This window comes from Streptomyces litmocidini (assembly GCF_014649755.1).
Taxonomy (GTDB): Bacteria; Actinomycetota; Actinomycetes; order Streptomycetales; family Streptomycetaceae; genus Streptomyces; species Streptomyces litmocidini.
Window position 1 is genome coordinate 279,992 of the sequence record NZ_BMTQ01000009.1, and the last position, 14,091, is coordinate 294,082.

Below are 14,091 nucleotides of genomic sequence, written 5' to 3' on the forward strand. Positions count from 1 at the left end.
GTACGGATATGAGTCCCGTCCTGGCTGGAGTCCTCCAGCTCCTCGCCCTGCTCGTCGCGCTCGGCCTTTCCTACCGGCCGCTCGGCGACCACATGGCCAAGGTGTACTCCTCGGAGAAGTACTACAAGCCCGAGAAGTGGATCTACAAGGCGATCGGCGCGAACCCGAACGTCGGGATGCGCTGGCCCGCCTATCTGCGCGGGGTCCTCGCCTTCTCCGCGGTGAGCGTCCTCTTCCTCTACCTGCTGCAGCGCGTGCAGGGCTCGCTGCCCGGCTCGCTCGGCTTCGTTTCGATCGACCCGGACCAGGCGTTCAACACGGCCGCGTCGTTCGTGGCGAACACCAACTGGCAGTCGTACTACGGCGAGCAGGCCATGGGCCACGTCGTGCAGACCGGCGGCCTCGCGGTGCAGAACTTCGTCTCGGCGGCGGTCGGCATGGCCGTGGCCGTCGCGCTCGTGCGCGGCTTCGCCAGCTCGCGCTCCGGTGAGCTGGGCAACTTCTGGGCCGACCTGGTGCGCGGCACGGTCCGGATCCTGCTGCCGATCTCGGTGGTCGGCGCGCTGGTCCTCGTCGCCTGCGGTGCGATCCAGAACTTCTCCGGGATCCACGAGGTAGGGCAGTTCACCGGCGGTTCGCAGCAGTGGAACGGCGGCGCGGTGGCCTCCCAGGAGGTCATCAAGGAGCTGGGCACGAACGGCGGCGGCTACTTCAACGCCAACTCGGCCCACCCCTTCGAGAACCCCAACGGACTCTCCAACCTCTTCGAGGTCTACCTGATCCTCATCATCCCCTTCGCGCTCACCCGCACCTTCGGCCGCATGGTCGGCTCGCTCAAGCAGGGCTACGCGATCCTCGGCACGATGGCCGTCATCTGGCTCGGGTTCACCGCGCTGATGATGTGGACCGAGTTCGCGGGCAGGGGCCCGGCCTTCGAGCTGGCCGGCGGAGCGATGGAGGGCAAGGAGACCCGGTTCGGCATCGGCGCCTCCGCGATCTTCTCCGTCGCGACGACCCTGACGTCCACCGGCGCGGTGAACTCCTTCCACTCGTCGAACACCGGCTTCGGCGGCGGCATCAACCTGCTGGGCATGCAGCTGGGCGAGATCGCGCCCGGCGGTGTCGGCTCCGGCCTCTACGGCATGCTGATCATGGCGGTCATCGCGGTGTTCCTCGCGGGTCTGATGGTCGGCCGTACGCCCGAGTACCTGGGGAAGAAGATCGGCACCCGCGAGATCAAGTTCACCGCGCTGTACATCCTGATCACCCCGGCGCTGGTGCTCTGCTTCACGGCGGCCTCGTTCGTCCTGGACACCCCGGTGAACTCGATGACGAATTCGGGTGCGCACGGCTTCTCCGAGATCCTCTACGCCTACACCTCCGGCGCCAACAACAACGGCTCCGCGTTCGCCGGCCTGAACGCCGACACTCAGTGGTTCAACTCGACCATCGGCATCGCGATGCTGCTCGGCCGGTTCCTCCCGATGGTGTTCGTGCTCGCGCTGGCCGGTTCGCTCGCCGAGCAGGCGCCCGTCCCCGAGACCGCGGGCACCCTGCGGACCGAGAAGCCGCTGTTCACCGGCCTGCTCGTCGGCAGCATCATGATCATCACTGGTCTCACCTACTTCCCGGCCCTGGCCCTTGGCCCGCTCGCCGAAGGACTCGCAGCATGAGCACCCTCACTCCTCCCCGGGCGTCCCACCCGGACGCGCCCACCGGGCACAAGCCCGAGGCCGGACGCGTCGGCGGGGGACTGTTCGACCCGAAGCGGCTGGTGAAGTCCTTCCCGGACGCCCTGCGCAAGCTCGATCCGCGGGTGATGGTCAAGTCGCCCGTGATGTTCGTGGTCCTCGTCGGCTCGGTGGTCACCACCGCGCTCGCGATCAAGAACCCGGGCGACTGGTTCGGCTGGGCGATCACCGCCTGGCTGTGGCTGACGACGATCTTCGCCAACCTGGCGGAGGCCGTCGCCGAGGGCCGGGGCAAGGCCCAGGCCGACACCCTGCGCAAGGCCAAGACCGACACCGTCGCCCGCCGCCTCACCAAGGACGGCACGGGCGAGGAGCGGACCCCCGGCACCGAGCTGAGGACCGGCGATCTCGTGGTCTGCGAGGCGGGCGACGTCATCCCCGGCGACGGCGACGTCGTCGAGGGCGTCGCGAGCGTCGACGAGTCCGCGATCACCGGTGAGTCCGCCCCCGTCATCCGCGAGTCCGGCGGCGACCGGTGCGCGGTGACGGGCGGTACGAAGGTGCTGTCCGACCGGATCGTCATCAAGATCACGACGAAGCCCGGCGAGACGTTCATCGACCGGATGATCAACCTGGTCGAGGGCACGGCGCGGCAGAAGACCCCCAACGAGATCGCCCTCAACATCCTCCTGGCGTCCCTCACGATTGTCTTCCTGCTCGCGGTCGTCACCCTGAAGCCGTTCGCGATCTACGCGGGGGCCGACCAGCAGACCTCGATGATCGTGCTGACCGCGCTCCTCGTCTGTCTGATCCCGACCACGATCGGCGCGCTGCTGTCCGCGATCGGCATCGCCGGCATGGACCGGCTCGTGCAGCGCAACGTCCTCGCGATGTCCGGGCGGGCCGTCGAGGCGGCCGGTGACGTCTCCACGCTGCTGCTCGACAAGACCGGCACCATCACCCTCGGCAACCGGCAGGCGTCGGAGTTCGTCCCGGTCAGGGGCACCACGGAGGCCGAGGTCGCCGACGCCGCGCAGCTCTCGTCTCTTACGGACGAGACCCCCGAGGGCCGCTCCGTCGTGGTCCTCGCGAAGGAGAAGTACGGCCTGCGCGAACGCCACCAGGGCGAACTCGCCCACGCGACCTGGATCGAGTTCACCGCCCAGACCCGCATGTCGGGTGTGGACGTGGGCGGGCGCAAGGTCCGCAAGGGCGCTGCCGGCTCGGTCGTGGCCTGGGTCGAGGAGCAGGGCGGCAGGGTCGCGGCCGACGCTCAGGGCCTCACCGACGCGATCTCCCAGGCCGGTGGCACGCCGCTGCTCGTCGCCGTCAAGGACGACGAGGGCGCGCGCGTCCTCGGGGTGATCCATCTGAAGGACGTGGTCAAGGAGGGCATGCGGGAGCGGTTCGACGAGCTGCGCCGCATGGGCATCAAGACGATCATGATCACGGGCGACAACCCGCTGACCGCCAGGGCCATCGCGGAGGAGGCCGGCGTCGACGACTTCCTCGCCGAGGCGACCCCCGAGGACAAGATGGCCCTCATCAAGCGCGAGCAGGCGGGCGGCAAGCTGGTCGCGATGACCGGCGACGGCACGAACGACGCCCCCGCCCTCGCCCAGGCCGACGTCGGCGTGGCGATGAACACGGGCACGTCGGCCGCCAAGGAGGCCGGCAACATGGTCGACCTCGACTCCGACCCGACCAAACTCATCGAGATCGTCGAGATCGGCAAGCAACTCCTCATCACCCGGGGAGCGCTCACGACCTTCTCCCTCGCCAACGACGTCGCGAAGTACTTCGCGATCATCCCCGCCATGTTCGCGGTCGCCTACCCGTCGCTCGACAAGCTCAACATCATGGGCCTGGCTTCGCCCGAGTCCGCGATCCTGTCCGCGGTCGTCTTCAACGCGCTGATCATCATCGCCCTCGTCCCGCTCGCCCTCAAGGGCGTGCGCTACCGGCCCTCCAGCGCCGACTCGATGCTTCGCCGCAACCTCGGCCTGTACGGCCTGGGCGGCCTGGTCGCCCCGTTCCTCGGCATCAAGCTCATCGACCTGCTCCTCACCCTCATCCCCGGAATCGGCTGATCGGCTATGAACAACTCCGTAGGAAACACAGGACGCGTGCTCTGGGCCGGACTCCGGGCCCTGCTCGTCCTGACCGTGATCACCGGCGTCCTCTACCCGCTCGCCGTCACCGGGATCGCCCAGCTCGCCTTCCCGTCCAAGGCGAACGGCTCCGAGACCAAGGACGGCAGCGGGAAGGTCGTCGGCTCCGAACTCATCGGCCAGACCTACGATTTGCCGCTCAAGGGGAGCGAGAAGACCGCGGCCCCGGACCTGAAGTGGTTCCAGCCGCGCCCCTCCAACGGCCTCGGCGGCAACGGCGTCAACACCCGGTACAAGCTGATCCTGTCCGGCGCCACGAACCGATCGGGCGACAACGAGGACCTGATCAAGTGGGTCACCGACGCCAAGGCCGCCGTCGTCAAGGACAACTCGGTGAACGGCTACACGGTGAAGCCCTCCGACGTCCCCGCCGACGCCGTCACCTCCTCCGGCTCCGGTCTCGATCCGCACATCTCCCCGGAGTACGCGAAGCTCCAGGTCCACCGGGTCGCCGAGAAGAACGGCCTCGACGCCGAGCAGGTCGAGAAGCTGGTCGCCGACCACACCGACGACCGGATCCTCGGCTTCATCGGCGAGCCCCGCGTCAACGTCCTGCAGCTCAACATCGCGCTGAAGAACCTCGTGGCGGCCAAGGGCTGATGGCCTTACGCCCGACGCACGGGAGTCGGCGGCCCGGGAACGCCCCGGCTGCCGGCTCCCGACGCGCAGACGACCGACTACATGACCAAGCCGTTCAGCACGGACGAACTCCTCGCCCGGCTGAGAGCGGCCACCCGCCGGCTCGAGGAGCCGCCCGCACGCGCGCGGCCGAACGCGGGAGCGGCGGCCGGCGCCGTGGTCACGACCGACGAGTTCACGGTCGATCTCCGGGGCCGAGTCACAGCGCCAAGACCCACTGCCTGAGGGTCTCCATGGCGCAGCTGCGCCGCAGGCTGGAGGCGGCCCCCTCGCACCCCCGCCATCTGATCACCGAGCCCGGCACGGGACACCGCTTCGAGGCGTGACACCCCGCCCGCCCCGCACACCTGCACGCCCTGCCCCTACACGTTCTGCCCGACCTCGACGAGAAACGACACCATGGGACGCGGAAAGCTTCGTGTCCACCTCGGCGCGGCACCGGGCGTCGGCAAGACGTACTCGATGCCCTCGGAGGCCCACCGGAAGGTCGAGCGCGGCACCGACTGCGTCGTCGCCTTCGTCGAGCACCACGACCGGCCGCGTACGGAGGTGATGCGGCACGGCTTGAGACGGTGCCGCGTGCGGAGAGCGAGTACCGGGGCACGGTCTTCACCGAGATGGACGTGGACGCGGTCCTTGCCCGTAAGCCCGCCGTCGCCTTCGTGGACGAGCCGCCCGCCCGCCGCACCCACCAGGCCGCCCGGCTGCGAGCGGAGGCGGAGACGCTCTCCTTCCTCGCAGGCGGCGTGCTGCGCGGGGAGACCGGCCCGGACGCCCTTCTCGAACGCCTCCGGGAGACCTTCGCCATGGAGTCCGTCGCGCTCCCGGAACGCCGCGGCGACACCGAACCGTGGACGTGCGTCGCCGCCGTCAGCCACGACCTCCGCACACCCCTGGCCGGCATCAAGGCGTCCGCCTCCTCCCTGCGCTCCGACGACGTCGAAGGGTCGGAGGAAGACCGGGCCGAACTCCTCGCGAACGTCGAGGAGGACGCCGACCGGCTGGACCGCCTCGTCGGCAACCTCCTGGACGTCTCGCGCCTGGAGACCGGCACCGTCACCGGCGTACTCCGGCAGACCGACCTCGACGCGGTGGTCCCGACGGCCCTCGTCGGCGTCCCCGACGACAGCGTCGAGCTCGACGTCCCCGAGACGCTGCCCATGGTCGTCGTCGACCGCGGCCTGCTGGACCGGGCCGTCGCCGACGTCGTCGAGAACGCGGTCCAGTACAGCCCTGCCGGCACACCGGCCCTCGTCGCCGCGAGTGCTCCCGCCGGCCGCGTCGAACTCCGCGTCGTGGACCGCGGGCCCGGTGTCCCCGACGAGGCGAAGGACCGCATCTTCGGCGCCTTCCAGCGTTACGGCGACGCCCCGCGCGGCGCCGGGGTCGGCTTCGGTCTGGCTGTGGCCCGCGGCTTCGTCGAGGCCATGGGGGGCACGGTCACCGCTGAGGACACTCCCGGCGGCGATCTGACCATGACCGTCAGCCTCCGCATGGAGGACGACGCTCCACCCTCCACAGCCCCGACGCCACGGCCGAGACGACGTGACCGCCGGACAGGGCACACGGAGAGGCACGTCCGCGCCTGGTCCGTGGCAGCTCCGGGGCCGGTCGGACCGGACGCCGTCGACCAGGAGGCGTCCGCCGGGCCGGGCCGCTCGGGCACGGCGCCCTCCGACGCCTCCGACCTCGACGCCGGAGTGGCGTCGAGGTGCCGGGCTGCCCGGTCGGGTCTTCGCCGAGACGGATCTGGATCCGCCGGCAGGTCCTCCGGCTCGCCTTCGCCGTGGTCGGTGAGGTCGCGCCACCGCTGCACGTCTTCGGCAAGCGCCCAGAGGCAGGAGGCGCGCCTTGGGTCATGGGTGTTGCGGACACGCACGGCTACGTGTTCGCCGTCGGCACTGGTGACGACGAGTTCATCCAAAGCGGGAGCGCGTTCCTGCGGGACGCACAGGGCGGGCAGGAACCAGCCGCTGTGGAACTTGCCGCAGCGGGAACCCGTTTCAGGGCAGGATCGCCCGCTGCTCGCGGTGCGCTTCCGGATTCGGAGGTGCCGCACACCACCTCGGACGATCATCGCCAGGGGCGGGACGATGGGCTGCCAGGGCACGTCGTCGGCCCTCGTCCATGGTGCGCGATCGATGATCTTCGACGAGACGTCGCCGGTCACCCAGAGGGGCGTTCTTCCAGCGGTCCAGGACGGTCCGGGTGGCCCAAGTCCTCGAAGGTCAGATCGATCGTGATGCCGTACTTGGTGGGGTACACCCCGTCGGCCGCGGAAAAGACGATAAGCATGCGAGCGAAGTGCGGGAAGAGCGCCACCAGTTGGCGGAGGCGGCAGTCCTGATGGTCGGCGCCCGCGCAGCGGAACCCGTTGTCCTGGCACGGCCGAGGGCGTGTCTTCCTGAAGTACGGGGCTGTGGCCACGCTGATCGGCCGGAACTCCCACTCCCGCGGACCACGCCACGCCCTAGACTGCGACCGCTCCAAGACCTGGAGATCTTCGGGAGGGCGTGCAAGATGAAACGAGCACTGATCAGCGCATTCGCGGCCGTGGCGTTAGTCGTGTCCGGGGGGAGTGTCGCCACCGCTTCCGACAGCGCCCCGCCACGCACCACGCACGGCCCTTGCCAGTACACGCAGACCCCGGACGAGCCGCCGGCGCGCCCTGTTCCGCTGCCGCCCGACCCGCGGCGCACCCCCGGTCGCGGCACGGTGGACATGGCGGTTCCGACCAGCCAGGGCTCGCTCCTGCTGCACCTGGACCGGGCCAAGGCGCCGTGCACGGTGCAGAGTTTCCTGCACCTGGCACGACACGGGTTCTACGACCGTACGGTGTGCCACCGTCTGACGGCGTATCCGACGCTGAAGGTCCTGCAGTGCGGCGACCCGACCGGTACCGGCGAGGGCGGCCCCGGATACAAGTACAAGGACGAGCTGCCGGTGGACCTGCCGCCCGCACCCACCGATCCCACCGGCACGCGCCGCCTCTACGGGCGCGGCCTGCTGGCGATGGCCAACGCCGGTCCGAACACGAACGGCTCGCAGTTCTTCGTCGTCTACGGCGACTCCGCCCTGCGACCGAACTACACGGTGTTCGGCACGGTCGGCTCCGACGGCCTGACGACACTCGACAAAATCGCCGCCGCAGGCATCGAGCCGACCGCGGAGAACCCGGCACCGGTCGACGGCACACCCGTCCTGCGGACCGAGCTGCTCCGCGTCCGGCCGTCCTGCCGGCATTGACGCACCGCGACGTGGCCACGTCCTCGATGAGGATGCCTGGCGCCTGCGGCCCCCGGGCGGACCGCGCCGACCGGGTGAAGCGTTCGGCTGCGGAAGGGGAGGACCTTTGACCTTGGGCCCGGACTGCGTGAAGCGCCCGAGGCCAACCTCTGCATTCCGCGTGACGCTGCCCGTGGACATCGCGCCAGTTGTCCGGTCCCGGCTCCCTGCCGGGGCCGGACCCCGTCTTGGGCGTACGGCGGCCGGACCCGCGCAATTCCGAGCGTATTCAGCCACCAGCCGTCGCCGACGCACCTCAGGCTGCCCGGCCGGCGCCCGGGAGGCCCCGAATCGTCAACCGCGACGGGCCTCCCGCCGAAGGGGCACGTGCCAGCCGGGAGACTGCAGCCGCCTGCTCCCGCGGGGCAGTCGGGCCCCGGTCAGATCGTGACCGGGCCGTGGGCGGTGGCGAACTCGACCGAGAACAGGCCCGGTTCCTCACCTTCGACCCAGGTGACGTCGATCTGGTCGAGGGGGTGGTCGGCCGGTTCGCCGAGGAATTCGGCGATGGAGGCGGCATCACCGGCGATGGAGACTCCGTGGATGGTGGTGGAGGTGCGCGGGTCGGCACTCGGACGCTCCTCGCTGGGGACCGACCATTGAAGGAAATAGGGCAGTTGCGGGTCCTCCAGCAACTCCAGCAGGCCGATCTGCTTCCACCTCAGGTCGAACCCGTCGGGGCGGACGCGGTGGCCCTCGGTCGAGGTGCGGCCGAGGCGGGCCTCGACCGGGGCGATGTCGTCGACGGACACCACCCAACCGAGCCAGCCGCCGCCCTCGGCGGCGCGGCGCGCGACCGCCTGGCCGAAGGGCGCGCGGTCGGCGGCGGGGTGGTCGAGTGTGGTGACGACCTCGACGTAGGTGCCGCCGCTCAGCGGGAGAACGAAATTGCGGGTGCCGAATCGCGGGTGCACGCCCCCGTCGACGAACCCGGCGCCGAGGGCCGATCCGATCCGCTGGACGGTCGAGACGAAGCTGTCGCGGGCCACCGCATAGGACACGTGGTCAAGTCGCACTTCGGCATCATCACCCGACACCCCGTCCGGATCCCGATGCCGCGCCCGCCGCCCCGGCCGCGTCCGCCGTGGATTCAGCCATGGAGCGGATCGATCATTCTCGGGTCAGCAAACGGTCAGCATGCGTCCCGGACGTGTCCCCGCTTGCCGGCCTGTGACCGACAGTGCGGCGCCTGAGCAGGTCCTTGGACCGGAACGGATGGTGCGTCACATGGCCCGACAGCTCGCCCGCGGCATGGGGTCCTTCTTCAAGGACTGCGGCTGCGTGAAGCCCACCCGCTGCCCTCACCCGTACTCGGTCCGCTTCCGGGACGCGCTGGGCCAGCAGCGTGAGGAGTCGGGTTTCGGTACGCAGGACGATGCGATCGAGCGCCTCACGCTGCCGTATGCGGAGAAGAAGGCCACGGCGCCGTCGGTGGCGGCGGCCCGCCGGGAGCTGGGGCAGCTGACGGTGGAGGAATACGCACAACAGTGGCGTCCCCGGCAGCCCCGGATGACGGATTGCTCCACGGGTTGGCATGCCGACAGTTCGATCAACGTGCATATCGTCCCGCGTCTGGGATCGCGGAAGCTGAACTCGGTCACGCCGATGGTGGTCGAGCGTTTCCTGGACGGGATCGAGGGTGGCGGGGGCGGCCGCGGAAATCAGGTGAGCATATTCCGGGCCCCCAAGACGATCCTGCGCGACGCGTACGGCAAGGGCGCCATGGCCGACGATCCGGTGAAGGGGATCCAGGAGCCGGAATATGTGCGGGGAACAGTGGTCGTCCCGTTCCTTGACCACGTGAAGAAGGCGCTGGTCGTTACGGCATCCCCATCACGGACGTGGCGGAGTGGACGGGTCACGAGCCCATCGAGGAGACGTACCGGACCCACCGGCACCTGATGCCGGGCAGCATCACCAAGGCCGCCCGGATCCTGGACGCCGGCCTCTGGCGAGCAGCCTGATCTCCGGCCTCGGGAGAACAGCAGGTTCTTCGTCTGCTGGTGGTAGGGGCAGGACATCCTTCTGGCCAGTAGGAATGATGGTCCAGAGCGTCGGCGTCGGGGCATTGCACCGTGCATGGTCCGGATCTTGGTGAAGTGCTGTGACGGTGCAGCCGGTGTTGAGCGTTTGGCGTGAGGTATCCGGGCTGCGTCTGCAACGCCTGATCGGACTACATGAGTCGATCGGGGCCGGCCTGGTAACGGGGAAGGCGCCTCCCCACGGGATCCGCAGCACCCATCACGGCATATCGCCGTCGGGCGCCCTGGCTGGGCAGAACGCTGGAGGCAACCGACCTGCTGGACCCATCGACGTGAGACCTTGCCGAAGACCATCTCGCCTGCGAGGGATCTGGCCCCGGTGGCCCGGATGGTTGCTCGGCTCTGTCGGCCAATGGGGGCGAGTGATACGAGAACCAGAGGCCGATCTGCGGCTGGGCCGGTTGCCGGGGACGGACAACACGCACCTCGCCATTGGGGCAGCCTGTGCTGTAGGCGCGAACCCGCCTCCTGATCACGCTGCTCTGGCAGAGATCCTCAAGGTCCGGGACGGAGTCCACACTGAGTGGGCGTCAATTTCCGCTACCGGCCGATTGGGTTGGATTGCCAGGTTTGACTTGCAATTCATGCCGCCATTTCATGATCCTTTCATGGACGAAGAGGCTTCGAGGGAAGGCGCAGGCCATGATGCACGAGGGCGTGGTGTCCATAACCCCATGGCCGCTACGGAGCAACCCGCATCTGGACCATGCGCGCGAGTGGGCGATCGATCGGATGCGAACCTACGGTCTGCTGCATGAGGTAGAGGCGGTTGAGGATTTCATCAACTGGCGGCTTGCAGAGGTGGCCAGATTTTTCCGTCCCGTCGCCGGTGCCGAGGGCAGTGCCACAGCCGCGCAGATGGCGGGTTGGTACTTCCTGCCGTTCGACGACCAGTCGGAGAGCGAACTGGGGCGCGATCCCATACGGGTTGCCGGGATCCGTGGTGCGCTGATCGACATCGTGCACGGCCTGCCGGGTCCGGAGCGCCACCTGGGCGCCCGCTGCAAGGGCGTTCGCCGACCTGCGGGAGCGCGTGATTCGGGGGATGCCCCCGGTGTCACGAGCCGGATCGGCGCACTACTGGATCTCGCCCTTCTCCTCGTGGCTCACCGAGGCGATCGACCGCGGCGAGGGGCGCTGCCACCAGGACCCGGACGAATTCATGGCCTGCATCCTATTCCAGTGCCCTGCCCCGCCGGGGGAGGTCGCCAGGAGCGTCGTGTTCATGGCCTCGGTCGCCGCCTCCCGCATGACTGGAGCGGCCCGGGTGGTGGACCGCCGGCCGCTGCGTCTCCCCGCCCGTCCCGGCCGTTCTGGGTGCACAGGCCCTTGCCCGATGAGCACCGCCGTTGCGACCAGCGCCAACATCTGTGTCCTGGGCTGCGGCTTCATCCTTCCAGATCCTCTAGAGCCTGTTGTGAAGCGGATCTCACGCACGGAGATCACACCCTGCTGGCACGACGCGGCGCCGGCTGGTCTGCAGGTGTGGAAACTGCTCGCGTGAACGACATGGCACGGGCATGGCCGTCAAGGACCTGACCGGTCCACTCCTGACAATGACGGTCCTACTCCTCTCCTTCGTCCTGGTAAGAGCCAATGACTCCCACGGCAAGGCGGAGGCATCCCCACGGTGATCACCACGCTGATGATCATGGACCTGGTCATCGGCCAGACATCGACCACCTCTTCGGAAAGATCATCGATGTTCAACCCGCCACCATCATTGAAATCGAATGCCAGGCCCCCATGACTTCCTCGCCCATCACACCGCCGCCCCCCTGCCCTGCGACGCCGACGGCAACCGCCGGAACGCCTGACCGGATCCTGGACCGAGCATGCTGACGTTTATCACCATCGCGGCGATGGTCGCCGCACTCATCATCGGCCTGGCCGCGAACCAGTACCGGCGCCGGCGGGCGCCAGAGGACGCGGAGGAGGTGGCGCCCGTCAGCGATCTGATCAGCCCGCTGGAGACGCTCGCCGTCCTCCTGGTCGCTTTCGTCATCGTCCTGGCCGCCGAGTCCTTCGGCGCGGCCGGTCAGGCCGTGGGGGCCGAGGCGCACCGCGTGGACCAGCTCTACGAGGTGGCCGATTACGCACCCGAACCCCACCAGGAACACATCCAGGCCGACGCCGTCTGCTACGCGCGCGCCATCCTCGCGTACGAGTGGCCCCAGATGGACAAGAACGGTGAGAAGGCCCCCGAGGCGTCCGTCTGGTCCTCGGACTTCCGCCGTCACTTCAAGGACCTGGCCCGCGCGGGCGACGGAACCCTGGACCTGCTGATCGAGGCCGACGACGAGCGCTCCGTGGCCCGCCAGACCCGGCTCTCCGAGGCCGCCCCGGCGATCCCGCCCGTCGTCTACTGGTTCATGGTCGTCTCGCTCGCCGCCACCATCGGCGCCTTCGCCTTCGGCCTACCGGCCAGGCGCGGCCCCTCGCACTTCGTGCTGCTCTTCGTCCTCGCCGGCCTCTTCACCGGTTCCCTGCTCCTCATCGAGGACATCGACCGGCCCTTCTCCGGGCATATCCACATCTCCAGCACCTCCATGGAGGACACCGTGGGCGACATCGGCGAGGACTTCGCCGACGACCACCCAGGAAGCACGCTCCCTTGCGACGTCCACGGTGCCCGAACGGGCCTGTAAGGCCGCGGGTGACATCGGGGCGGCGACGTCCGACACGCCGTCGTCCTCAGTGACGCCGGCGACTGCCCCGACCACCCGTGTGCCGTTTACAGGAAGCGCATGCGTCTGCTCTGTGACGGGCTCGAACGGCCTGGCGGGGAGGGCTTCGTGCGAGTGGCCGCGTGCGCGGCCGGACGGTGTGTCGCGGATGCCGCGTCACCCGGCCCGGTGGCAGGGGGCAGTACGTCACGGCAGCCTCCCCGACCAGGAGCGGCTGTGCCTCCCGCGGCAGTGACCGAGTGCCTCTCGTCGGGACGGAACCGTTCGAGCGGTAGGTCCTCGACCGGCTGCGGGACGCCTTCGCGCTGGTGGTCGAGGAGTTCTTGAGGGGGCCGACTCGGGGGCGCCGCAGTGCAGCCGCGTGTGTGGGTGACGGTGTCGGAGGTCGGTCATTGCCCGGCCGACCTGCTCCACCGGTGGCACAGCGGCGCCCTGGACGCCGAGAACGTCCTGATGGTCTCCAGTCATTCCGACCTCCAGCCGTTGTCCGAACGACCCAGGCCGGGCCGTTCGGACACATCCCGGCGACAGCCGGAATCGAGCCGGAAGCGGGAGCTCGCCTGCCGGCTCCGGTGGAGGAACACCACGCCGGCCGCGCTTCCCCCGTCAGGACATCCGTCAGGACCGGTCGTCGGCCCTGGGACGCTCGGCGACGACGAGGAGGTAGCCGAAGCCGGTGATGTCGATCATGTCCTTCGGGTCGGACTTCCAGTCCAGCTTGTCCAGCACCTCGGTCGGCATCTCCGCGGCCCGCTCCGTCAGGGTCAGGAACGTCCTGCGCAGGGTCTCCTCGCTGATGTCGCGCATCTCCGTGAACTGGAAGCCCGCCGTGCGCAGGAGCCGGGGATAGTCGTCGACCTGCACCATCGTGCTCATGAGGTCCTTCAGCATCACGTCCACGACGGCGCGGTGGGCGGGGGGCAGCGGAGTCCGCTCGTGGAAGTCGGTCAGCGCGAGCCGGCCTCCCGGGCGCAGTACCCGATGGATCTCCCGCAGCACCTGCCCCCGGTCCGGCATGTGGATCATCGACTCCAGGGCGAGCACCGCGTCGAAGGACGCGTCGGGGAACGGCAGTTCCATCGCGTTCGCCTGCTGGAACTCCGCACGGCATGCGGACGACTGGGAGCGCGCCAGCGCGTTCGCTCGCTCGACCTGTTCCTTGCTCACCGAGATGCCGGTCACCTCGGCGCCGCTGAGCCGGGCGATCCGCACGCCGGGCGTGCCGACCCCGCAGCCGACGTCCAGGAGCCGTGAATCGGGGCCGACGCGGAGGCGTTCGGTCAGTAGATCCGTCAGCAGGTCCGTGGCCTCGTCGAAGGAGAGGTCGCTGTCGGGGGATTCCCAGTATCCGAAGTGCAGGTTCTTCCCCATCGTCACTGACGCGCTGTCGATCAAAGCGTCGTACAGCATTCCGACTTCGTCGGGGAGGGGAGTGGTCACGGTTCCGGCCTGAAGGGGCATGGTTTTACTCCGGAGTTCTGACGCGCCGATCGAGGATCGGGCATGTAATCAGATTGATCTGAAATGCTGCCTGTTTGATTTTCGCTCATCAATTCAGAGCGTCCTCTTCAGGGAC

General features: G+C 69.1%; 9 protein-coding genes and 3 pseudogenes. 9 read left to right on the top strand and 3 right to left on the bottom strand.

The window, feature by feature from the left end:
* Window positions 1-8 precede the first annotated feature (8 nt).
* The 7 genes and pseudogenes from kdpA to IE180_RS21255 all read left to right on the top strand — a co-directional run bounded on the left by kdpA (window position 9) and on the right by IE180_RS21255 (window position 7,747).
* Window positions 9-1,673: a potassium-transporting ATPase subunit KdpA gene (gene kdpA, locus IE180_RS21230; RefSeq protein WP_190158493.1), complete on the top strand. Its 1,665-nt coding sequence runs from the start codon at window positions 9-11 to the stop codon at window positions 1,671-1,673.
* Entirely contained in the window at window positions 1,670-3,781 is a 2,112-nt protein-coding gene (gene kdpB, locus IE180_RS21235) for a potassium-transporting ATPase subunit KdpB (protein WP_190158494.1), read from the top strand. Before kdpA ends, kdpB begins: the two co-directional genes overlap by 4 nt.
* A gap of 6 nt (window positions 3,782-3,787) precedes the next feature.
* On the top strand, window positions 3,788-4,462 hold the full coding sequence (locus IE180_RS21240; RefSeq protein ID WP_190158495.1) for a potassium-transporting ATPase subunit C: 675 nt from the start codon (window positions 3,788-3,790) through the stop codon (window positions 4,460-4,462).
* 45 nt (window positions 4,463-4,507) lie between these two features.
* Window positions 4,508-4,827: pseudogene (locus IE180_RS36615) on the top strand (winged helix-turn-helix domain-containing protein); the annotation flags it as partial.
* A 136-nt stretch (window positions 4,828-4,963) separates the two neighbouring features.
* Window positions 4,964-5,127, top strand: a pseudogene (locus tag IE180_RS21245) (hypothetical protein); the annotation flags it as partial.
* A 24-nt stretch (window positions 5,128-5,151) separates the two neighbouring features.
* Window positions 5,152-6,033 (top strand): annotated as a pseudogene (locus IE180_RS21250) (sensor histidine kinase); the annotation flags it as partial.
* Window positions 6,034-7,222: 1,189 nt separating this feature from the next.
* Window positions 7,223-7,747, top strand: coding sequence for a peptidylprolyl isomerase (locus tag IE180_RS21255; protein WP_229860700.1), 525 nt, complete (start codon window positions 7,223-7,225; stop codon window positions 7,745-7,747).
* Window positions 7,748-8,166: 419 nt separating this feature from the next.
* Here IE180_RS21255 and IE180_RS21260 read toward each other — a convergent pair whose 3' ends face one another.
* Window positions 8,167-8,802 (bottom strand): VOC family protein, encoded by a 636-nt coding sequence (locus tag IE180_RS21260; RefSeq protein WP_190158497.1) that lies wholly within the window; start codon window positions 8,800-8,802, stop codon window positions 8,167-8,169.
* Between the two features lie 211 nt (window positions 8,803-9,013).
* Between IE180_RS21260 and IE180_RS21265 the strand changes: the two genes are divergently transcribed.
* Complete coding sequence (locus IE180_RS21265) at window positions 9,014-9,688, top strand: hypothetical protein (protein ID WP_229860702.1); 675 nt, start codon at window positions 9,014-9,016, stop codon at window positions 9,686-9,688.
* Window positions 9,689-10,509: 821 nt separating this feature from the next.
* On the opposite strand, the gene IE180_RS21270 is transcribed toward IE180_RS21265, so the two are convergent.
* A complete protein-coding gene (locus IE180_RS21270; protein ID WP_190158498.1) occupies window positions 10,510-10,794 on the bottom strand; it encodes a hypothetical protein in 285 nt (94 codons plus the stop codon).
* Window positions 10,795-11,663: 869 nt separating this feature from the next.
* Here IE180_RS21270 and IE180_RS21275 point away from each other — a divergent pair.
* Window positions 11,664-12,476, top strand: a complete 813-nt coding sequence (locus IE180_RS21275) for a bestrophin-like domain (protein ID WP_190158499.1) — start codon at window positions 11,664-11,666, stop codon at window positions 12,474-12,476.
* A 657-nt stretch (window positions 12,477-13,133) separates the two neighbouring features.
* Here the strand turns inward: IE180_RS21275 and IE180_RS21280 are convergent.
* The gene (locus tag IE180_RS21280) at window positions 13,134-13,955 is read right to left on the bottom strand and encodes a methyltransferase domain-containing protein (RefSeq protein ID WP_229860703.1); all 822 of its coding nucleotides are present in this window, start codon (window positions 13,953-13,955) and stop codon (window positions 13,134-13,136) included.
* Between the last annotated feature and the right edge of the window lie 136 nt (window positions 13,956-14,091).